General features: G+C 36.7%; 22 protein-coding genes, 1 other RNA gene, 2 pseudogenes and 1 riboswitch. Of the genes and pseudogenes, 5 read left to right on the top strand and 20 right to left on the bottom strand.

The genetic code is table 11. The features are described 5' to 3' along the window. Window positions 1–364: 364 nt before the first annotated feature. The 9 genes from MF646_RS16420 to MF646_RS16380 all read right to left on the bottom strand — a co-directional run bounded on the left by MF646_RS16420 (window position 365) and on the right by MF646_RS16380 (window position 9,467). A complete protein-coding gene (locus MF646_RS16420) occupies window positions 365–1,672 on the bottom strand; it encodes a TRAP transporter large permease (protein ID WP_250097599.1) in 1,308 nt (435 codons plus the stop codon). Further along, window positions 1,669–2,163, bottom strand: coding sequence for a TRAP transporter small permease (locus MF646_RS16415; protein WP_250097598.1), 495 nt, complete (start codon window positions 2,161–2,163; stop codon window positions 1,669–1,671). The genes MF646_RS16420 and MF646_RS16415 overlap by 4 nt, the downstream gene beginning before the upstream one ends. Before the next feature lie 162 nt (window positions 2,164–2,325). Continuing rightward, on the bottom strand, window positions 2,326–3,438 hold the full coding sequence (locus MF646_RS16410; RefSeq protein ID WP_250097597.1) for a TRAP transporter substrate-binding protein: 1,113 nt from the start codon (window positions 3,436–3,438) through the stop codon (window positions 2,326–2,328). Between the two features lie 656 nt (window positions 3,439–4,094). Next, window positions 4,095–4,286, bottom strand: coding sequence for a hypothetical protein (locus tag MF646_RS16405; RefSeq protein ID WP_250097596.1), 192 nt, complete (start codon window positions 4,284–4,286; stop codon window positions 4,095–4,097). Beyond that, on the bottom strand, window positions 4,279–4,812 hold the full coding sequence (locus MF646_RS16400; RefSeq protein WP_250097595.1) for a QcrA and Rieske domain-containing protein: 534 nt from the start codon (window positions 4,810–4,812) through the stop codon (window positions 4,279–4,281). Before MF646_RS16400 ends, MF646_RS16405 begins: the two co-directional genes overlap by 8 nt. Window positions 4,813–4,826: 14 nt before the next feature. After that, window positions 4,827–5,369 (bottom strand): 4Fe-4S dicluster domain-containing protein, encoded by a 543-nt coding sequence (locus MF646_RS16395; RefSeq protein WP_250097594.1) that lies wholly within the window; start codon window positions 5,367–5,369, stop codon window positions 4,827–4,829. A gap of 27 nt (window positions 5,370–5,396) precedes the next feature. Next, entirely contained in the window at window positions 5,397–7,520 is a 2,124-nt protein-coding gene (fdhF, locus tag MF646_RS16390; protein ID WP_250097593.1) for a formate dehydrogenase subunit alpha, read from the bottom strand. Next, window positions 7,521–8,657 (bottom strand): MFS transporter, encoded by a 1,137-nt coding sequence (locus tag MF646_RS16385; protein WP_250097592.1) that lies wholly within the window; start codon window positions 8,655–8,657, stop codon window positions 7,521–7,523. Between the two features lie 189 nt (window positions 8,658–8,846). Then, window positions 8,847–9,467 carry an NTP transferase domain-containing protein gene (locus MF646_RS16380; RefSeq protein ID WP_250097591.1) on the bottom strand — a complete coding sequence of 207 codons (621 nt, stop codon included), beginning with the start codon at window positions 9,465–9,467 and terminating at the stop codon, window positions 8,847–8,849. A 180-nt stretch (window positions 9,468–9,647) separates the two neighbouring features. On the opposite strand from MF646_RS16380, the gene MF646_RS16375 reads away from it, so the two are divergent. Then, the gene (locus MF646_RS16375; RefSeq protein WP_250097590.1) at window positions 9,648–10,364 is read left to right on the top strand and encodes a Crp/Fnr family transcriptional regulator; all 717 of its coding nucleotides are present in this window, start codon (window positions 9,648–9,650) and stop codon (window positions 10,362–10,364) included. A gap of 121 nt (window positions 10,365–10,485) precedes the next feature. Then, window positions 10,486–11,241, top strand: a complete 756-nt coding sequence (locus MF646_RS16370; RefSeq protein WP_275980345.1) for an Mrp/NBP35 family ATP-binding protein — start codon at window positions 10,486–10,488, stop codon at window positions 11,239–11,241. A 45-nt stretch (window positions 11,242–11,286) separates the two neighbouring features. Here the strand turns inward: MF646_RS16370 and MF646_RS16365 are convergent, their stop codons facing one another. The 11 genes and pseudogenes from MF646_RS16365 to MF646_RS16320 all read right to left on the bottom strand — a co-directional run. Beyond that, entirely contained in the window at window positions 11,287–11,739 is a 453-nt protein-coding gene (locus MF646_RS16365; RefSeq protein WP_250097588.1) for an autoinducer, read from the bottom strand. Window positions 11,740–11,969: 230 nt separating this feature from the next. Then, the gene (locus MF646_RS16360) at window positions 11,970–12,461 is read right to left on the bottom strand and encodes a YajQ family cyclic di-GMP-binding protein (RefSeq protein ID WP_250097587.1); all 492 of its coding nucleotides are present in this window, start codon (window positions 12,459–12,461) and stop codon (window positions 11,970–11,972) included. Between the two features lie 88 nt (window positions 12,462–12,549). Continuing rightward, window positions 12,550–13,389: a sulfurtransferase gene (locus tag MF646_RS16355; protein ID WP_250097586.1), complete on the bottom strand. Its 840-nt coding sequence runs from the start codon at window positions 13,387–13,389 to the stop codon at window positions 12,550–12,552. Between the two features lie 138 nt (window positions 13,390–13,527). After that, window positions 13,528–15,405, bottom strand: coding sequence for a molecular chaperone HtpG (gene htpG, locus MF646_RS16350; protein WP_250097585.1), 1,878 nt, complete (start codon window positions 15,403–15,405; stop codon window positions 13,528–13,530). A 328-nt stretch (window positions 15,406–15,733) separates the two neighbouring features. Further along, an RNA gene (gene rnpB, locus MF646_RS16345) (RNase P RNA component class B) lies at window positions 15,734–16,124 on the bottom strand. Window positions 16,125–16,253: 129 nt separating this feature from the next. Continuing rightward, a pseudogene (locus tag MF646_RS23515) lies at window positions 16,254–16,538 on the bottom strand (stage II sporulation protein P). 485 nt (window positions 16,539–17,023) lie between these two features. Then, entirely contained in the window at window positions 17,024–17,521 is a 498-nt protein-coding gene (locus MF646_RS16340; RefSeq protein WP_338035512.1) for a WxL domain-containing protein, read from the bottom strand. 185 nt (window positions 17,522–17,706) lie between these two features. After that, complete coding sequence (locus tag MF646_RS16335) at window positions 17,707–18,750, bottom strand: WxL protein peptidoglycan domain-containing protein (protein WP_250097583.1); 1,044 nt, start codon at window positions 18,748–18,750, stop codon at window positions 17,707–17,709. Between the two features lie 108 nt (window positions 18,751–18,858). Further along, window positions 18,859–19,419, bottom strand: a complete 561-nt coding sequence (locus MF646_RS16330) for a WxL domain-containing protein (protein ID WP_250097582.1) — start codon at window positions 19,417–19,419, stop codon at window positions 18,859–18,861. Window positions 19,420–19,575: 156 nt separating this feature from the next. Next, a riboswitch (cyclic di-GMP riboswitch) is annotated at window positions 19,576–19,665 on the bottom strand. Window positions 19,666–20,453: 788 nt separating this feature from the next. Then, on the bottom strand, window positions 20,454–20,738 hold the full coding sequence (locus MF646_RS16325; RefSeq protein WP_250097581.1) for a cell wall hydrolase: 285 nt from the start codon (window positions 20,736–20,738) through the stop codon (window positions 20,454–20,456). A 371-nt stretch (window positions 20,739–21,109) separates the two neighbouring features. Then, window positions 21,110–21,213: pseudogene (locus MF646_RS16320) on the bottom strand (DUF2200 family protein); the annotation flags it as partial. A gap of 190 nt (window positions 21,214–21,403) precedes the next feature. On the opposite strand from MF646_RS16320, the gene MF646_RS16315 reads away from it, so the two are divergent. Genes MF646_RS16315 through cotJC form a run of 3 tightly spaced genes read left to right on the top strand, consistent with a single transcriptional unit; the run spans window position 21,404 to window position 22,494 of the window. Beyond that, entirely contained in the window at window positions 21,404–21,637 is a 234-nt protein-coding gene (locus MF646_RS16315; RefSeq protein ID WP_250097580.1) for a spore coat associated protein CotJA, read from the top strand. Next, complete coding sequence (locus MF646_RS16310; RefSeq protein WP_250097579.1) at window positions 21,634–21,900, top strand: spore coat protein CotJB; 267 nt, start codon at window positions 21,634–21,636, stop codon at window positions 21,898–21,900. Before MF646_RS16315 ends, MF646_RS16310 begins: the two co-directional genes overlap by 4 nt. A gap of 24 nt (window positions 21,901–21,924) precedes the next feature. Further along, window positions 21,925–22,494, top strand: a complete 570-nt coding sequence (gene cotJC, locus MF646_RS16305) for a spore coat protein CotJC (protein WP_250097578.1) — start codon at window positions 21,925–21,927, stop codon at window positions 22,492–22,494. Window positions 22,495–22,743: the final 249 nt, after the last annotated feature.

Here is a 22,743-nt window from a genome sequence, read left to right as displayed (position 1 = left end):
AAATAGCTCATTATGCGAAACCGCTTACAATAAACCATTCATCATAACACACTATTAACATTTTCACCTCTTCTAGTTTGTTGTTATGCTCTAAATTCTTCCTTCCTCATTTTTAACTTTAATATGTTTTTTTTTCTTAAACCACCTACATCGTGTAGGGAAAAACTTTTTTCTTTCATTCATTTTAACGATAACGTAAAAATAAGAGAAATCGTCAAAAAAGATAACAGGGGTTGATTATTTTTTTATCTCATACGATTTTATAACCCTAACTGTAACAATCAAAAAGGTATAAAAAACTGCACCTCCATTTGTTAGATTAACAAATGGGGTGCAGTTCACATTTACCACCTTCATTTCAACATTAACTAAGTAAATTTGGTAAAAACGTAGCAATTTCTGGTACAGCCATCAATAAGGCTACGAGAACAATGATCATAATTAGAAACGGCCATATTCCCCGAAAGATTTCCTCAACGGATACGTCTTTGACGACTCCTTTAATAATATACACATTCACCCCAACTGGTGGTGTAATAACTCCCATTGCGGCAACTAGGACTATAATGACACCAAACCAAATAGGATCATACCCTAGTGTATTTACAACCACCGGGTAAAATATAGGAATAGACAATAAGATTAAAGCCAAAGCATCCATGAAAAACCCTAATATTAAATAAATGAGTAAGATCAGAGCCATAATAACAAATGAAGGGAGCATCAGACTCTCAACCCATCCACCTATTTCAAACGGGATTCGACTCATAGTAATTAGTCGGCCAAACACAACCGCAGACGCAATTAGCAGCATAATCATAGCAGTAGTTCGTAGTGTGTCAAAAAGGGAATTCTTAAGGCCTTCCCAGCTTAACTGTTTTGTTAAAAGTGTTAGGACCAACACTCCACCTGCCCCTATTGCACCTGCTTCTGTTGGTGTAAACCAACCAGCAAATAATCCTCCCATAGATAAAGCAAAAATAACAATAACTTCCCACAGACCACCTTTAAGAGATTGATACCTTTCACTCCAAGTCGATTTTTTACCAGCAGGAGCAAGTGCAGGATTTCTCACAGCAAGTATATAGACCATGACCATAAATAAAATCATTAATATTATTCCAGGTATAATTCCTGCTAAAAATAGTTTTCCGACCGATTGTTCTGAAGCAATTCCGTATATAATAAAAAGCGTACTTGGTGGAATCAACACACCTAATATCCCGCCCGCAGCGACACTTGCGGTTGAAAGAGAGTTATTATAATGATGCTTTCTCATTTCTGGGACGGCAAGCGAACCAATTGTTGCAGCTGTAGCTGTGTTCGAACCTGATATCGCCCCAAAAAGACCAGCAGCTCCTTGCGCTGCAATTGCCAATCCACCAGGAAGATGACCTACTGTTCTATAAGCAAAATGAAACAATTTGGCCCCAATTCCGCCATATAAAGCTAGAAATCCCATCCAAACAAACATGGGAATTGCACTTAGAGTATAAGTTGAAAAAGAGGTATATATCTCCGTTGCAGCAACTTTTAATGCTACTGTAGGTGAATTTAAGAAGCTAATCCCTATAATTCCTGTAATTAACATCGTATAAGATACTGGCATACGCAACAATAAAAAAATAAAAAAGATAATGATAGAAATAAGACCTATTGTAACCGGTGTCATCGTTGTTCACCTTCTTCTGTAAATAGAGATAATACTTGCCCAACCACTACCAAAGCTAGCGCCCCAAATCCAACAGCCAGTAATAAAATAAATGGGTAATGAGGCCATCGGAGGGTAAGTGATACATCCCCTGAAGAGTGAGAAGAAATTGCGTATAATACAAGTTGCCTAGATACGAGGACAAGAAAAAGTGCAGAAATCGTACCAATAACGACATTGATTACTTTTTGTACCCTTTTAGGTAAACGATCAACAAAGATGCTAATGGATATATGCCCACCTTCTACAGCACAGTATGCAATAGATAGAGCAATAAGAGCAGTAGTAAAAAATAGGACTAAATCTAGTGTACCAGTGATTGGCGTGTTAAAAACTCTTCTAGAGATTACATTAGCTATAACTAACATAGCTGAAAGAAACAGGATGACAGCAGCTATATTTTCCAGACCTTTGCTTGCTTTATTTACGATGTTCACATATCCTTTGATCACCTTATCAACTCCCTCTTTAAGTAATATGAAGGGGAGCTGTCTCATAAGGGTCTGCCCCCCATTCCGAGATACAACTACTATGCACATTCAACCATGCGCACTATATTGTATTCTCAGGGGTCAGAAACTTAGTTTTGAGACAGCCCCACAACAGATAGACTACTAGTTATTTCCGAATTCTTCGTTATACTTCTCGGATAATTCTACTATTTTATTCATGATTTCTTGTCCGTTAAGACCTGCGCTGTTTAACTCTTCAACATGGCTTTCTACTAAAGGTTTTAGTGTTTCTTCCCAACGTTGCTCTTCTTCTTCTGATAAATGAATTTCTTCTACCCCGTGCTCATCAATGGCATACTGTAAGCCACTCTCAACGACATCTGTAAATAATTGAGCAGCATCCTTAAATGTTTGCTCATTTACTTCCCGAATGGCTTCCTGAATATGAGTTGGAAGTGAATTCCATTTATCTTTATTCATGGTCACAAAATGAACCGTGTTATACATTAAGTTTGAATGAGTCACATAATTTGTTACTTCAGCTAAATTAAAGCTCTTTAGGGTATCTGCTGGTAATAAGCTTCCATCTACAACTCCTCTTGATAATGCTTCATACGTTTCAGTAACCGGCATTGCAACAGGAGTTGCACCCAACTTTTCTAAAGTAGCTACGTTTGTACCACTTGCACGAATCTGTTTACCCCTTAAATCGTCCAATGATTCCACAGGTTCAGTTGTCATCAATACCCCAGGAGAAATCCCATAAATAAACATCAGTTCCGTATCTTGTAATTCCTCAGGCTGCAACTCTGCCACAAGATCACGAGCTACATAACTAGATACTGCACTATTTTCATATTTAATCCCACCTAGATACAAGGCATTCAAAACAGGCAACCTACCCGGATATAATCCAGAAACATCATGCCCGATGTCTGCAATTCCATCAGCCACACCTGAATAAACATCTCCGCTTCCTAACAATGATCCTCCTGGGTAAAGTTCAATTTTAACTAAGCCATCAGTAGCTTCTTCTATCGCTTTAACCCACTCTGGAAACAATTTAGCTTGTATTGGATGAGTTGCTGGAGCAAAATCTGCTAGTGATAGTGTAATTGGTTCCATCGTTTCTACTGCTTCATTTTCATTATCCGTGGAACTTTCATCGTTTGTAGTACTAGCGCTTTCGTTAGTTTGACCTCCACAACCTACAACTACAACTGCACACATCATAGAAATTAATAACAAAACGAAATAATTTTTTCTCAATTTCATTTTTTGACCCTCCATTTTTAGAATATTCAGCAAACAAATATGAACTTAGTATCAATCCTAACTATGACTAAAACTCGATATCATTATTTCCCCCCTTTTTTTAGTGCTTACTTATCCTACTTGTTTCCACACCTTGAAAAACGCCAATTTACTAGGAAAAGAACCTTCTTTTCTAGTAATCCCTTATCGTAGCTTTACTAACGAAAGTGGCAACTCCTTTCTAAATTGACTGCAATATTTTTTTAAAACAGTTCATAACACTACAATTATGTTGTCTCTTCTCATCAAAAAAAGCGCCATTTGTAACCGTTTTCAATAATTGGTATTTAAGTATTTCAATATTACGTTATGTTGAGATTATTATAAATTTTAAATTGGTGGAAATCTACCTACACCGCATACGAAAACTATTAATTTTTTTCATTATTTTTGCGGAAAAATCTCCATAATCCCCCCTTTTTGATGTTACCCACGTAGGAGGTAGGTTAAAAGTATAATCGTACGATTGTCAGTAACATCCGAGAAAAAGAAGATTTAACGAAACGAAAAATTACTACTTATCGGCCTTGACCTAGTTCCTTTGTTATCAGGGATCTCGAAATAGCAGACAAATAGAAAAAGGAAGCCTAACTAATATAGCTGGCTTCCTTGACTTGCTATTTATATTCAATTTTTCTCCATTTAAACATCGTTAGTAAGGCTACAACTGAAGAGATGAGTGCAACGATGGTGTTACGAAATACAAGGTCAAATTCTAAACCTAGATACGCTTCTATGGTCCATTGTAACATCACAACATTTACAGCTAATGCAATGAAGATAATGGTCCAACAAATCGTTTTAGCCATGTCGAATCTTCCTTCCCGCTGCATATACGATACCATTTTGGACTTCAATTTCAATCAATGGCAGCTCTCTTTGTGGAGGTCCAGCTATTGGATGACCATTATTTAAGTCAAAGTATCCTTGGTGGCAAGGGCAAAGCAGTACTTCGCTTTCCTTTTCATAAAAAACGGGACACATTAAGTGAGTACAAGCACTGTTATATGCTTTTAATTCACCTGCTTTTGTATGAACTAAAAGCGCCGGATCTTTTTCAGTTGGGTAATTAAAGGTAATTGATGAGCCCTTTGGTACGTCATCTAACTTGGCAATTTCAACAAGTTCTCGGTCCTCTTCAAAATCTCCCAAAAACGCTTTTACGGAAAAAGGCAGGGTTGAAAGGCCTAGTGCTACCGTTGCTCCGACTGCCGTTTTCAAAAAGGCTCTTCGATTAAATTTCAAGTCATCATAACGACTAACATTATCCTTTAAATTAATCATATCGTCTTTGCTTTGGTGTTTTTCTCTTTTGCATTTTATTTTATCAGTCATTGTGGACCTCCTCTCTAGTCTGAATACACTCCGAAAAATTCAGGTACATATTTCCATTTGTCATTTTCACTCGGCTTCTTGCCTTCAATTAAATTCATTTGTGTACGACGTCTACGTAATGATTGCATCTCTTCAAAATCAATAAAACGAATCGCTTCACTCGGACAAACAGATGCGCACATTGGTGCAATATCATATTTTGAGCGGTCGTAACACATATCGCACTTATACATTTTGTTTTCCTCAAAATCAAACTTAGGAATTCCGAATGGACAAGCAAATGTACAGTTACGACAACCAATACATTTCTCATCCATCGCAGAAAGGACAACACCCTCTTCTGTAATTTGGATCGCATTGGCTGGACATACTCTCGCACAAGCGGGATCCCTACATTGCATACACATCATTGGAAATGTTTGTCTGCTTTCAGTAAAGTCAATGTACTCTACATAATTCCGTTCTTTGGCATCGTGATCTCCACACTCTCGGCATGCCGCTTGACATGCGCGGCAGCCGATACATCGTTCAAATTCAAGGTACATAATTTTATTCATTGGAAGTTCCCCCAGTTAGCTTCTGATTTATACTTTTTCTAATTTTACTGCAGCTACTTTGAATTCTGGCATTCTAGAAACAGGGTCTAGGGCCGGATTCGTTAATTGGTTCGCGGCAAGTTCTTTCCCCCAGTGATAAGGAATGAATACTGTATCTTTGCGAATTGCCTTTGTAATTCTAGCTTCAACTGTCATTTTGGAACGCGGGCTTGTGATTAACACTTTATCCTTATTTGAAATGTTGTACTCACTAGCAAGTTCAGGGTGTATTTCAATATATGGCAACGGGCATTGTTCCATTAAAAAGTCAACACGTCTCGTTTGAGTTCCTGATAGGTAGTGAAAGACGACCCGACCCGTTGTTAAAATGTGTGGGTACTCTTTCGTCGGTGTTTCACCAGGTTCTGCCCAATCAACAGCCGCTAAGTTTGCTTTTCCGTCTTCTGTTCCAAACTTTTCTTTAAACATCGTTGGTGTACCCGGATGATCTTCGGAAGGGCAAGGCCAAAACACTCCATCTTCTTTATCAATACGCTCCCATGTAATCCCATGGTAATCTGCCTTTCCACCTTTTGATGCAATCCGTAATTCTTCGAAAATTTGTCTAGGATTTTCATAATTAAAGAATTTTCCTTTTCCCATTCTCTTTGCGATATCACGCATAATTTCCCAATCGGTTTTTGCTTCACCTAAAGGCTCCGTAACTTTTCGTACACGAATAACACGGCCTTCTAAATTCGTCGTTGTTCCTTCGTCTTCTGCCCAAGTCGTCGTTGGCAAAATGACATCAGCAAATTCAGCTGTTTCTGATAAGAAGAAATCACTTACGACTAAAAACTCTAGCTTTTTTAAGCCACTCCAAATGTGCTCTAGATTTGGTGCAGATACAGCTGGATTACTGCACATAATATGCATCGCACGAATGTTTTCATTTTGAATTTCATCAAACATCTCGTAAGCAGACACACCCGCTTTTGGCATTTCTTCAGGTTTGATTCCCCATACGCCAGCTACATACTTAACATGTTCAGGATTATCAATTTTTCTGTATCCAGGTAGTGCATCAGCTTTTTGTCCATGCTCCCTGCCGCCTTGCCCATTTCCTTGACCTGTAATCGTTGCTACACCTGAGGCGAATTTCCCAATCTGTCCTCTGAGCAATGCCATAGATGTGTAAAGAGTAACGTTGTCTACCCCTTTATTTTGTTGTTCGATCCCTCGGCAAAACGTTACAATTGAGCGGGGAGATTTTCCGTATATACGAGCAGCTTTAATAATTTTATCTTTCGCTACTCCTGTAATTGATTCTGTTAATTCAGGGGTGAACTTTTTCACCATCGCTTTTAATTCTTCATAGTTATTACATCTTTCGTTTACATACTCTTCGTCAACATATCCTTCTTCTACAAGCAAATGCATGATGCCGTTTGCTAGGGCCGAATCAGATCCTGGTTTTAGATCTAAGTGAACGTCAGCTACACGAGCTGTTGGTGTTTCCCTTGGGTCGGCTACAATTAACTTTGCACCTTTATCTTTTGCTTTCCATAACCATTGGATCATTGTCGGGTGACATTCAGCTGTATTTGATCCAGCCATAAACAAACAATCTGTATGCTCGAATTCTGGTAACGGCAGGCTCGATCCACGGTCAACTCCTAACGTTTTCATTAATCCACCGGCCGCTGAAGACATACAGAAGCGACCATTGTAATCTAGAAATCTCGTTCCAATACCAACACGAGCATACTTCCCAACTAAATAGCATTTTTCGTTTGTCATTGATACTCCGCCGAACACTCCAACTGCATCTTTCCCGTGTTCATTTTGAAGTCGTTTGAAATTCTTCTCAATTAAGTCATACGCTTCTTCCCAACTTGACTCAACAAACTGACCATTCTTTTTTATGAGTGGTTTTAAAATTCGCTCCTTGTGGTTAACCGTTTGATAAGCGGTTACCCCTTTTGGACACATTTTCCCAAGTGTTACCGGCCAATCATATCTTGGTTCAACTCCTACGACCTTCCCTGACTTTTCATTTACTCTGATATGCATTCCGCACTGCATTCCACAATAACAACAATGAGTTGTGACAAGTTTTTCGCCTGGCTTTTGTAAGTTCTTTACACCGTCTTTAACAAGAAATTCACTCATTTATTCGTCCCCCATTTTCTCATAATAAGAATCATCTCTCTTTTGACCGAACCCTGGAATATGAATGCCATTATTTGTTTGAATCGGTCCATTTGGAGAAGGTAAGTTTGAATTGATATTTAATTGCTTCATCACACGAATTCTTCTACGGCAGCTTGGGCAGTAATCAGCTAAATACGAACCATCAGCAAGCTGCAAGTCAAAACTTTGTACTCCAAGTATTTCTTTTACATCATTAATTTGATCATCATTACTATAAGGTGATTGACATGATTTACACTTTCTCGTATCAACACCTACTACTTCTTGATAGTTCATTGGGACCGCTGTTGCTAACGGTCTTACCGGAAGATGGAACAGCTTACCAAATGGGAAATATACTAAGAAAATCACAACTGTAATTTGGTGTATGAGAGCTAAATAGTTGTGCATCCATCCGCCTAAAAACTTATAAGAGACCGTTAGTATTAGCCCAGATACTGTAACCCACAGAAGGATATATAATGGAAATAAGTCGAACTCAACACGTTGCGTCACTTTGACATCTTGATTTTTCGAACGTCTAATAAGCGCCATCGTCACACCAATTAATACCATCATCGCTGTAATGTTCAATCCGTTGTACACTAGTTCAGCAAATATTCCATTTGCAGCCATAGAAATAGTCGGAATTCCCATCACAACGATCTGATAAGTTTCTGGATCAATAAGTTTAAAGTGCATCCATCCAAACGTTAATCCAAATGTAATCGCAAACGATCCAATACAGCCCCATGCAATCAACCAGTGCATAATGCCTCTATAAATTCCACGTTTGAAAATAAACTTTTGAAGAATAATGTTGTCAAAGGCAGTTTTTGCTATAGCCCTCCAATTCCTTTTCACTCGTTTTTTCTTCTTCATATTGCTGAAACTTCTTTTTAATACTTGATGGGTAGCTGGCCTTACAGCCCATGCGCATAAACGAATGGTCATCCCAATCGCAAAAACAAAAGATGAAATTAGATAGCCAAACAACATCATATCAACATGAGAAAATTGTCCGGTACCAACCCACATTAAGAAAATTAAGATCATAACTACGACAAATGAATACATACTCGCTTTTGAATAAAATGATTTTTCAATCTCGCTCATGTTGCCACTCCTTATTTGTAACACTTAATTTGATATGTTCATTGTAGATTTTCTGACTACAATTAACTGTGACGTTGATCACATTTCAAAAATTCAAGATGACAAACTTATGAACAACTAGTCAAAAAAACAAAAAAACGAGATACCTTTTTTGATCTCTCCAGGTCTCTCGCTTTCTATCATATTAAATTAATAAGCATGATCTTTTCTCAACTGTAAAACCTTTTGATAGTCCTCACAATTTCGAATACGGAAAGAATAAGACATTTGATCATTAATTGGTTGATCACTTAATCCATCTAGATTCATAACTTTAAATGAAACCTTCTCTAAAATCTTCATTAGTCCGACTTGATTATTCTCTACTAATTCTTTTGTAACATCCAAACACGATCGGTCATAAACTCCATGATACAATTGCAAATTTCCATTCCATTCCGGTGCGATCAATTGAACCCCGCTGTTGTTTTTTAGTTCTACCATACTAGTTACAACATCTGATCTAAGTAATGGCATGTCTGATGTTACAAGCCACAAAGACTGATTCTTTGACAGGGATAACGCAGCATGCATACCACTTAATGTACCAGCTCCTTTAAAGTAATCTGTGATAATCCGGATACTGTTTCCGAACATAGGCAAATATACGTATGGATTATTTGTGACAAGAATCACTTCATTACAAACCTTTTTCATTTCTTTTACTTGTCTCTCGATTAACGTTTCCTCACCTAACTTTAGTAAACTAATTAATTGATCATTATCTATTTTGTAACTTTCACTGTCTAATATGACACCAGTTAGCTCCATAGGGTTTCACCTCCTTGTACATCCACTATAAAACGAATTGAAGATTAATACTGTTAAGTGTGTCACACTTTATTTTTTGAAAAATATACGCCTAGTTTTGTTTAAGTGTGATTTTTATCACATTTTTCATTTTCGTTTTCTTCTATAATGAAGCTAACAGTTGTTAGGAGGGGTTTTATTATGACAAAACTAACGTTAGATCGGACTATTAATCAAAATACATTTCATCTTTCAGATAAAACATTAACAGCACTTACTGAAATTATGTATGAACAACATGTTGAAGCAGGTACGTATTTATTTTGGGAAGGTGACACAGCTGATAAGCTGTTTTATATAAAAAAAGGTAATGTAAAATTAACAAAAGCTACTTCAGACGGAAAAGAATATATATTAAATATGTTTGATAATGGTGACTTATTTGGTGAACTAAGTAGCTTCATGTCTATCAATTATAGCTATAATGCAATGGCATTAACAGATTGTGTCATAGGAGTGATCCAACAGAAAGACTTGGAAATCCTTTTATGGCAACATGGGGAAATTGCTGTTGAATTCTTGAAATGGACTTCTTTATTAAACCAGATTACTCAGTCAAAACTTCGAGATCTCACGTTTCATGGCAAATTGGGTGCTCTTTGTTCAACATTAATCCGTATGGCCAATTCATATGGAGAATCTTTCAGTGGCGGAATTCGTCTTAAAAAGAAAGTGAAAAATGGTGAACTAGGAGAATACATTGGAGCAACAAGAGAAAGCGTTAATCGAATGCTTTCAGACTTACGAGGAAAGGATATTCTTGCTCAAGAAAAAGGGTATCTTATTATTCGGGATCTCGATACATTAAAAGATATTTGTCACTGCGAAAATTGCCCATTAGAGATTTGCAGAATGTAAGACAAAATGAGGTTGACAATATGTCAGTCTCATTTTTTTGTCTAAAATAATCATAGATGTGATCATCATCACAGTTTTGTAACTGGATATTCGCTACTCTATTACTAAAGGAGTGATTATATTGTTAAGCGGAAATGTTATTGCGATTACAAGTGGAAAAGGTGGCGTAGGTAAATCAACCGTCGCCGTTAACCTTGCATTATCTTTAGCGAACCTTGGAAAAAAAGTAGCTCTTATTGACTTAGATATTTATGGATATAGCGTACCTAAAATATTAAATATTGATTCGAAACCAAAGACAATGAATAATAAAATCATTCCAGTTGGACATGAAAATATTACCGTCATGTCCATGGGATTTTTATTAAAAGGCAATGACCCTGTCGTCTGGCGAGGTCCCATGCTTGGCAAAATGATTGATCATTTTTTTGACGATGTCATTTGGGGGAAACAAGATTACGTCATTTTAGATCTCCCTCCAGGTACAGGAGATGTAGCTCTAGACTTGCATCATAAATTACCTAAGTGCCAAGAAATTATCGTAACGACTCCCCACCCAAATGCCGTTCATGTAGCTGAACGCGCTGGGATGATGGCTAAACAAACGAATCATACGATCATAGGCGTGATAGAAAATATGTCTTACTTCACGCCGCCTCATTCAAATGAAAAGTATCATTTATTTGGGAAAGGAGGCGGAAGCACTCTCGCCTCAAATTTAGATACAGAATTATTGGCATCTATTCCACTTGCGAATCCGCAGGCTGATGGTGAACCTTCTGTACTAATAACACAAGATCCTACTTTAGCTGATGAATACCGCGCATTAGCTGAAAGGCTAATTGAAAAACTAACATTAGAAGAAGTGATGAACTAAATTGCTGCCTGTTGAGAACAAACTCAGCAGGCTTTTTTCTAGTTTCTAAATGGATTCAGCAATTTCCATTAGGCCTTCCAAATCATAATCTTTAGACTGCTTTATACTACCGGTAAGTAGATACCCCCACCCCTTTTTCTTAAACATTAACGTATGAATGTGATCCTTGCTTTGAAAATAAGCCTTCGTTCCGTCTTTTAGGGTTACGACCTTATCCTCCGAAAATATGTGTTTTTCAATTTTACTCTCTGGTGCCAAAACTGAAATGATAAAATCTTGATGTGGTTTATTGAAGACACGCAAGTAATGTAATCTTAAATCCCCTTCTATTGTCAACTGACCAAATTTATGAGTCGGGCGAAACGGTAACTTTTTCGGTAGACTTACTTCTTTTCCTTGCTCTTGTTCAAAACGATTAATTGCTTTCTTTGCTGGGAGATAATTATTTCCTTGAATGAATTCATCAATTTGCTTGTCATCGTGTGGCTTTGCTTCCATGGAAGCCTCATTACATATAATAAGAAAGCTAATTACTATAAGTGATAGGAATATTTTAGTCATGGTACGATACATCTTTTGAACCTCCAATATGGACTTAATGGTAGTATGTGTTTTTACTTAAATGAATATTTATCCATCTAAGGTTAGTTTAAGATACTTTCTAATAGAAAAAAGCAGAAGCTATGCCTTCGTATAAAAGGCATAGCTTCTGCTTTTACATATTTATATTAGCGATAATTAATAAATTGCACATCAATTGACAAGTCTGCTCCTCTTATAGCAGCAATGATAGCTTGTAGGTCATCACGTTTTTTTCCAGTCACTCGGATTTGATCATCTTGTATTTGACTTTTTACTTTTACACCGCTATTTTTTATAATCGTGTTAATTTTCTTCGCTTGTTCCTTATCAATTCCTTGGATTAACTTTGCTCGTTGACGTACGGTCCCACCTGATGCCCCCTCTATTTTCCCATAATCTAAATTTTTAATAGAGACATCACGCTTAATCAATTTACTAATCAATACATCTTTTAATTGCTCTAATTTGTATTCATCATCTGAAACTAAAACAAGTTCTTCATTTTCAAGGGCAATACTACTTTTACTACCTTTAAAATCATAACGATTTTGGATTTCTTTCGTTGCCATTGTAACAGCATTTGTCACTTCTGACATGTCAATTTTTGAAACAATATCGAATGAGCTTTCTTTTGACATCATTTACCTCCACATATGTATTTCCTTTATTATAGAGTAAAAGCGGTAAGCTCTTCAACTAAAAGGCAAGCTGACAGTAGGTTTGTTCCTAATCAGTTTCAATTGGGTAATCTTTGTGAGTGATCCAATCACTCCAGCTTCCGCTATAAAGCTTTACATTTGAAAATCCAGCTTTTTTTAGAGCTAATACATTCGGGCATGCCGATACTCCTGATCCACAATAAACGATGATTTCTTTTGACTTAGGGAGATCTGAAAAATGATTAGCTAGTTCCTCACTTTTTTTCCACGTTCCATCATGCGATAAAACATCTTTCCAAAAATAATTTATAGCCCCAGGTATGTGTCCTGCAATAGGATCAATGGGCTCTTCAATTCCTTTATACCTATTTAATTCTCTAGAATCTATTAAAATACGATCTTTATCATTTAATTTTTCCAATACTTCACTAGCATCTACGAATGAAAACTCCTCGTTCAATCGTATCTGAAATGCTTTGGGGTCCATTTCTGGGGTGTCGGTTGTCACTTCATAGCCTTCTTTTACCCATGCAGAGAATCCTCCATCAAGAAGAGCCACTTCCTTGTGGCCAAGATGTTTCAATAACCACCAAAAGCGTGATGCAACCATTCCACCTTGATCATCGTATACAACGACTTTTGTATCTTTGTCGATTCCTATATTGCTTAATTTTAATGCTAAATCCCCTACTTTTGGTAACGGATGTCTTCCGCCGTGTTCCCTAATTGGAGATGATAAATCCTGTTCGAGATCTACATAGAAAGCTCCTGGTACATGCCCTTTTTCATATGCTATTCTTCCTGCCTTTGGATCACCTAGCTGGAAACGAGTATCTACGATTACAAACTTTGCTTGGTTATTTCTCAATTCATTATGTAACCATTTCGCCTGAACGACATCTTCCATTTTGAACACCTTCCTTATCATCCTGTTGTTATATACTATCTCACACTCTTTCGTTCATGACTAGATAATAATGGGAAAAATAGAAAAATCCCTGATCTTTACCGAGTTGACGGTAGGACAGGGATTTTTTAAAAGAAATTAGATCATAATCTTACACACATCATTTGTGAATTCAACAGGATCAGTAATTGGTAAACCTTCAATAAGCAAGGCTTGGTTATACAAAAGATTTGTGTAAAGGTTTAGCTTTTCTTTATCTGTCTCAAATGCTCTCTTTAGTGATTGGAAGACTTCATGATTCATATTAATTTCTAACACTTTGCTTGCTTTAATGTTTTGATTGTCAGGCATAGCTTGAAGAATTTTTTCCATTTCGATCGATACTTCTCCCTCTGTTGCTAAACAAACTGGGTGGGTTTTCAATCGTTTGGACACTCTGACGTCGGTTACTTTCCCAGATAAAATTTCTTTCATGGAATCAAATAATTCCTTATGCTCGTTTTCTTCAGACTTCGTTGTTTCTTGATTTTCATCTTCTTCGATTCCTAAATCGCCACTTGAAACTGATTTAAATTCTTTCTCTTTGTAACTTGATAACATTCGAATGGCAAATTCGTCGATATCCTCTGTAAAGTATAATACTTCATAACCTTTATCTGTAACGAGCTCTAACTGTGGTAATTTTTCAATTCGTTCGTGTGTTTCACCAGCAGCATAGTAAATATACTTTTGATCCTCAGGCATCCTAGATACATATTCCTCTAATGTGACCATCTTCTTTTCTTTGGATGAGTAGAACATTAACAGATCCTGCAAAGCATCTTTGCTGCTGAAGTCCGTATATACACCGTATTTCAACTGTCTTCCAAAAGATTTGTAGAATTGCTCGTACTTTTCTCGTTCTTCTTTCAGCAAGCTTTGCAGTTGACTTTTAATTTTGCTTTTTATATTTTTTGCAATTAGTTTTAACTGACGATCATGCTGCAGGATCTCACGAGAAATGTTGAGAGATAAATCCTCAGAATCGACCATTCCTTTTACAAAGCTAAAATGATCAGGGAGCAGGTCTGCGCACTTGTCCATAATTAACACACCATTTGAATATAGCTCTAATCCCTTTTCGAATTCTTTAGAATAGTAGTCAAACGGAATGTTTTCCGGAATATATAAAATGGCGTTGTATCTTACCGCACCATCTACACTAATATGAATGTGCTTTAACGGTTTATCAAAACCATAATGTTTTTCTTGGTAAAAATTCTCGTAATCTTCTGTTGTAAGTTCATTTTTATTTTTTCTCCAAATTGGCACCATGCTGTTAATCGTTTGCTCTTCTGTATACTCATCCCACTCATCTTCCGTGCCTTCTTTACGATTCTTTTGAGTCACATCCATTTTAATTGGGTAGCGAATGAAATCAGAGTACTTTTTAATAATGGCTTTTAAACGATAGTCTTCTAGAAATTCATCATAACTTTCATCTTCTGTATTTTCTTTTACTTTAATCGTTATTTCTGTTCCGACTGAATCTTTCGTTGTTTCTTCGATCGTGTATCCATCAGCACCATCAGATTCCCACTTGTAAGCCTTATCACTGCCAACTGCTTTACTAGTGACTGTTACAACATCAGCTACCATAAACGCTGAATAAAAGCCTACTCCAAATTGACCGATAATATCGTGACCATCTTTAATCTCGTTTTCATTTTTAAATGTCAGTGAACCACTTTTGGCAATCGTTCCTAGATTTGTTTTCAAATCATCCTTCGTCATACCAATCCCAGTGTCAGAAATAGTCAGCGTTCTCTTTTCCTTGTCTGCGACCACTTTTATGTAATAATCGTCTTGATTAAAGGTAATCGTCTCATCTGTTAAAGCCTTGTAATACATTTTATCAATCGCATCACTCGCATTAGAAATCAATTCTCTTAGAAATATTTCTTTTTGCGTATAAATAGAGTTAATCATCATTTCTAATAATCGCTTTGATTCTGCTTTAAACTGTTTTTTTGCCATGATTGTTCTTTCTCCTTTCATGTACCTAAATATAAATCAATAGAGTGAATCAAGATATTTAGCACTCTAATAGACTGAGTGCTAACCTCTATTTTTATTTATCACACCAGAAATAAGATGTCAATCCATTTCAAAAAATAACAACAAAAAAACACCTCACCGTTTGATGAAATGTTAAAAGAGTAATTATGTATTGCCGCATGTGCCGCTAAGCATATATCTACAGATTGTTCATCATTCATACATAATTGGCATGAACTCCCTAATCAAAGAAATATAGTAGCGTACAACGCAGCATAACGTATGTACAACATTCTGTGTTCTAACGTTCGATAAGCCATGTTTTGTACCTTTGTACTGCAAACGGTTTTACCCTCGTACTCCGGTGGTAATCATCTATCTACAGATAACAATTGCTATCTGTCTATCTCTCCGTTACAATTCCTTCGAGATAGTTCCCCTACCAAATTTGGGTTTCTCGCTCGTGGGGTTTACCGCGTTCCACCTCTTTCGTTTCCAAAAGAGCTTCGTCACTGTGGCACTTTCAGGGGTACTCGACCATGGCAATACTGCTGTAGGTGCTTTTCCCCGCCGTCAATCCAGTGTATACCAGATTGCCCTAGCTTATTTATTCACTAGGCACGAACACTACGATCATTTCAGATCGTGCGAGCATGGACTTTCCTCTACATCAAATGATGCAGCGATTACCTGAACGTTATTTCAGATGTTGTATTTGTAGTATAGCACACCATTTAATTCCGCGCAACTATATATAGTGATTATCAGAAAAAAGGAATGATCTTTTATTAAGCGAGCACTTACATCTTCGTAAATGCTCGCTTATTTTATAATTCTTCCTGCAAAATTTCTACAATAATTTCCAATAAATAATCCGCCGCCCGTTCTACTTCCTCCATAGAATTATCAATTCCGCCTATTTCTAAAAGCACAGATTGTTCAAAAAGATCTTGATTGTACGTATTTTGATTAAATGTCTGATTTCCTTATAACAGAACCCCTCTTGAAAGGTTAGGATATCTTTCACCTAACCGCTCATGTAGTTGTTTTGCAAAAGCTAAATTTTCTTCGTAGTCAGAATGATATTCACTTAGAAGTTTCTTTAATTTTATTATTTAGTTATGGCTATGCCGTCGATATGTTTTGTGGATTATAAATAATCCACAACCAAGTTTAACAACTTCAAATAATTGTCCGCGACAAACTAGCAGGAATGATGCGATAATTAGTCAATTCGTATGGTATTGCAATAGTAGCAGAGTTTTTATTCTCCCGAGACAGTAATACTTAATAAAAAACCAAAATCCTTAGCTATCCCACCAGAAGTCTAGCCTCCGATTCCATGGATAAGGCTCCACCCTTCCTGCGATCGCCCTTGACACTAAGGAATCCGAGGCTATGAGGTGCCTTTAGTGTTATCACATTTCTCTAGCACAGCTTCGAAGTCATTCCCTAGAACCTGTATTTGGTTTATGTCAAGTTAGGATATATGAAGAAACCATTAACGCAGACAGTCTCTTAAAGAAAGACATCACATCCAGCCAACATGTGAAGGGACCTCTGGTGGTGATTATGATAGTTAACCCGGAATAAAGCCTCAGTAATATGGTCCACTTACTATATTCCATACCAAAGTAGTTTGATAATATGTATCAGTATTTGTATTATGCTGGCTTGGTGAATGACTGAACTTTAATGAATCGGCCCCAAAATCAATATGATAAGTCCCCATCCCTTCGCCCGGACTTGCAGAAAGGATTTTCGTCGGAACACTTTCACTAATTTCATATGTTCTGTTTCCGAACCATTGTGGAGATTCTGATGACCCTTCACCTGCTCGAATTTTTGCTTCTTGAGTTATTAATGACAAATCCCCTGGAGACCACTTACTACTTACTTCTTTAGGCAATCCAATTTCTATCATTGGCATGATTTTAAGTGATAGTCCCCAGCCAGAACCTGAACCAGTAGCATCAACGATAGTTAATGAACCTGCATTGCCATAAGCCTTATCTTCCCCTTTTTCCATTCTAAGGGTCACGACCTCTTGTGATGATTCTACGTTTAGAGTCCCGCTAGAAATAGCAAATTTCACAGAAGTATTTTGAGATTTTACTTGAGAAGAATTTGCATATAACAAAAATATAAAAACTATAGGTATTAAAGTTACCAAAACTCCCCTACTCTTGGTACTTAGTGGATACAATGGCAGCACCTCCAATTAATGCTATCATTATATCTCAAATAAATTGCCAAATTATACGGTAAAATAAGGAAATATTATTTACGTCTAGTTCCTAGCCAATAAAAGAAGCCTGCAATGATAATACCTCCAATCGCCCACACCCACCAAGGAATGCTTATTGGAACAGGTTCGGGCGCATCTTCTCGTATTTCTTCAAATTCATTTATTTGTTCTCCTTCAATTTCAAATGTTCTCTCTGCTATTATGTCTTCTCCAAGTACATTTGCTGTTATTAAAACATTATAAACACCTGGTTCAAATGTAGCATAATCCCATGTAACTGGGTATCTTATTGCTGTTTTTGGAACCATTGTAAACGATTCAATCTCACCCTTAAATAACTCTTCTCCACTATTATTTTCTACTCTATAATTACCATGAGTGCCTCTTAATATCATTTGAGCATCGTTGGTTAACTCCATAAACAACTCAGGTCCAGATGGACGAACATTAATTCCTACATTATCAATGCTAAAATTAGGGGCAGATATATTAGGCAAATCTAGTTGTACTGCCAAAGTATACGTTATTTCATTTCGAATAATAAATCCGATATCTCCTTCCTCGTGTGAATTTATCTCCTCCAGTGTATCTTCACCGATAGATGCAAATAAAAGACCTCCTAAAAAAGTACCTTTGTCTGTTTCAGGAACTGCAATATGTATTGGAACTTCTAATGATTCATTTGCATTTAATTCAATGAATGGATCCACCAGAAGCAACTCTGACATAATGATGGAGCCGTCCAAAATCTTAGTATCGTCTAATTCTAAACTCTCTTCATACAAAATTCCCCCAGTAGGGGCCGTGTAAGAGTTTATTGGAAGTATATGAACAGTAATATTATGATCACGTTTGTTTTTTATACGCGCATATATCGTTTGATCTTCACCTGGTTTCACTTGTATGTGATAGTAACCGCTTACCCCTTCTATTTGGTTATCTGGCAAAATGGGTTCTATGACAAAAGGCGAATCCATTTCTTCTTGAGCATGGATTCTATTTAAGAGTAGACTAGTGTTAAACACACTAAAAACAAGAGAAAAAGTTACTAATACAGATAAAATACGACCTGTCACACAATCACTCCTTTCCACCGATAGTCTATCCAAAATAATGTGCATTTTATTTATTATAAAAAAAACAACCATGTTTTTAACATGGCTGCTGTTTGGATATTATATTTATTAATTAGCTGGACCTGATACAACGTTCCAAGTAAGTGTAGTACTATACTCTCCAGCTAATGCCGTATCTGGGCTTAACGTTAAAGATAAAGCATTTTCAGCGAATGAAGTATTGAAAGTCCCTTTTCCTTCTGCTTCAGGGGCATTAAGTAGCAATACACCCAAGCTGTTATCAATCACTCCACCGTTTGTTACAATTGCACTTTCACTAGAAGACCCTTCACCAGCAGTTACAGTTGGTGCTAAAAGTCTCATTGAATTTTCTGGTAAAGTATACTGATCAGTTGTTCTTTGTAAAGGTGATGCAGTTACTTTGACATTCCAGCCGTTTCCAGACCCTGTAGAGTCTACTACTGTTAGGTTATCTAAGTTAGCAGTTGTCGTTTGAACTGTACCACTTAATTGCAAACTAGTAAAGGTTGTCGAAGCTGGCACCTCTATATTTAAACTTCCTCCAGAAAATTGAGCAGTTCCGGAAGTTTCTGATGCGGCGAATGAAGTACTAGCAAATACACCAAAAGACAGTGTGAATACAGATAGAACAGTTACTAATTTTTTCAATTGAAATATCCCCTTTGAAGGTAAATTTTTGAGATAATCTATACCTCACTCACCTTTATCCTCTTTTTAGGCATAAAAAAAATTCTCACCAAGAACTTTAAATCTAATTATGGTAAGAATTGAAAGGAAGTATAAAGTAACTACTCCTTTTCATTCTTTAGCAACCTGTCAACCTTAGTAATAAAACTTACCTTAGGCACATGGGCTTTGCGTCATCGTCTTTCAACGATTTTGCCGTTTATAAAGGAATGAACAGTATGAAATTGTTCTATCAGATGGTGTGTGATATATCTTACATTGTTATATTAACTAGAATGGTAATTTTAATCTAGACATCAAAAGTTACCAACGTTACCAAAGGAAGATTTGGAAAAATCTTAAACACACTAAAACCGCTTCGGTCCTTTTCATAAGACATTATATCTTGGCGGTAGCCTAAACTTATTACTTCATGTATCGATGTTTAATCACTCGGAAATGGATTTTAAGTTCCTAACTAAGTACATGAAATTGTTGAACTAATACGGTAAAGCCCAGTCAAGAGTGAGGTTAACAAATCAAAAATAGTTTCAACGATTACGGTGAAAGCAGCAGAATTATATGAAGAGAAAGTGAACTTTGAAATTGAAAATTTAGAAACACACGATTTCATTTTTGAAAACTCATATTATACAGGAGAGGCTCATTGGTCGTTTTCCCTTGGTTAACATGTTAACATTAAGAAATGTCCCCTGAGTAAAGGACTAACAATGAACAAATTTATTCTGACATCAATCTTAATAACGATTAACTAGTATACAGGCTGTAACATTGAAAATTATTTGGATAACCTGGGTAATTGTTCACTGGATAATATCTAGAGTTTCCACAAGTCATGAGAAGATCATCTCCTTATTATTTCATCTTTAAAACTCTGGGCAGTAGCCCGGATCAGCGACATAGAAGCATTGATTTTTGCAAAATTCTAACTGAGTCATAGGGGATCTTGGCATCGTAGGGGTACAAGGATCTCGGTATGTTTGCCCCGGCTTGGATTAAAAAACCACAAATTCATTTCTGGCTCGAGGATTCCTAAGTCCTTGTAACAAATTCCTGGCCCTTTGGAGGTCTTCTTCTGTGGGACGCTGTGTATACAATGATCCATTTAAAACAGGATCGAAGTGAGGAATTCCAGTTCCCGGTATGGTTTGATTGAAAGCATGTCTGATATTGCGCAAATTTTTGAAGTCCGGATCACAGTCTGGCTCAACCCGATTGGCCACAACTGTTCCTACCAACTCCATCCCTTCAGCTTCCTCACCGATTGCCTCCGCCAGCATGAGCCTTGCTAACTCCTCCACGTGACGTATGTTTGATTCGCCTACCCATTTTCTCACCCCCTTTTGGCTTATACAAGTAACTTATTGCCTGAAGTACTTTTGGTAGTTTGCCTATCCTCCCAAACCTTGGAAATTGATCTTAAAAGTAAAGAGTCTTGTCTTTTTCCCTAGATTTTCACTTCACAAAAATGATTTATTAGCTAAAAACGATTATGTTTTTGATACCGTTACTATAAGTGAAGAGTTTCACAATAAAAATAGAAGAGCAAGCGTTGAAAAATGATGATCAACACCTGCTCTTTAATCAATTTGAATAAATATTTTAGAATTATATTTAAAACCTGTGAAATCACTTCTATTGAAACATTTGTGCGAATTTTCTGCATCGTTGCTTCTTCGATGTCTTCCACTCGGACACCGCAGATCATACCATAGATCAAACCCTGCGAAGGATTAGTTTAGGAGCTTCCGAAAAGTGTAACTATTGATATGTTACACATATTCAACTACTGTGCTTTTTACAATAGTCAAATAATAAATGTTTTAAAGAATACGATGAGCTTAAAAATTGCCTAAAATTGATCGCTTAAATTTCATGGAAAGGGATAAGCACATTTTACATATATTTCAAATGATCGTTTATTAACTTAAGGAGGCGTACTGTAATGGACTATTTCACAACTAGAAAACAATATTACCCTTATGTAAGTCCATTTAACCCTTGCCCACCGATAACAGTTAAGACATTTGTAACTGCCCCCAACTTATACCTTACTTTTCAACCGCCTAACTTACCACAATTTTCTCCTCATGAGGCATTACAAAAAGGAACACTTTGGAAGTATTTTTATGATCCCTATTATGGTCCTTATGAAAAAAGGGAGGGCTATACAACATGAGTCAAAAACAATTGCCACCTCAGTTTTACAAGCTTATGGAAGAACTGCAAGCAGTTGATTTTGTTTTAGTCGATTTAACATTATATCTAGACACACATCCAAATGATATGGATGCAATACAACAATTTAATCAAATGTCCGAAGTCAGACAACGACTAAAAATAGAAATTGAAAAAATTTATGGTCCACTACAACAGTATGGGAACAGTTATAGCAGCTATCCATGGAATTGGAACGAGTCGCCCTGGCCATGGGAGTTATAACATCATCAGAGGGGGTAGGTTTTCTTGTGGATTTATGAAAAGAAATTGCAATATCCAGTGAAAGTTAGTACATGTAACCCAACTTTGGCCAAATACTTAATTGAACAGTATGGTGGCGCAGATGGTGAGTTAGCAGCTGCTTTACGTTATTTAAATCAAAGGTACACGATTCCTGAAAAAGTAATTGGTTTATTAACAGATATAGGTACGGAAGAATTTGCGCATTTAGAAATGATTGCAACAATGATTTATAAGTTAACCAAAGATGCTACTCCTGAACAAATGAAAGAAGCTGGATTAGCAGATCACTATGTAAATCATGACAAAGCCTTATTTTACCAAAATGCAGCAGGCTCCCCCTGGACTGCAACCTATATTCAAGCCAAAGGCGATCCAATCGCTGATTTGTACGAAGATATTGCGGCAGAAGAAAAAGCAAGGGCAACTTATCAATGGATTATTGATATGTCAGACGATCCGGATTTAAATGATGGATTAAGGTTTCTAAGAGAAAGAGAAATTGTTCACGCCCAACGTTTTAAAGAAGCTGTTGAGATATTAAAAGAGGATCGGGATAAAAAGAAAATATTCTAATTAGTTATGTGTAAGTATATACAGACACATATATGCGCTATTCTAAAGAAGAAGTGGAAAGGATTACTTCCATTTCTTCTCTAATCCCGTTTATCCGTTACTACCTGCTCTTTTTTACTTTGCTCAGTTTTAACAGACGCTCTAATCCATTAACATGGCCATCAGAACCGTTATGCTCATTAAACTGTTGATATGGAAGAAGAAGCTTCCCATCAGTTCAGCGAACTCATGAAAAGCTTGTTCTAAACT

Source organism: Halalkalibacter alkaliphilus (genome assembly GCF_023555415.1).
Classification (GTDB): domain Bacteria; phylum Bacillota; class Bacilli; order Bacillales; family Bacillaceae_D; genus Halalkalibacter; species Halalkalibacter alkaliphilus.
This window is presented reverse-complemented; position numbering and strand designations above follow the sequence as displayed.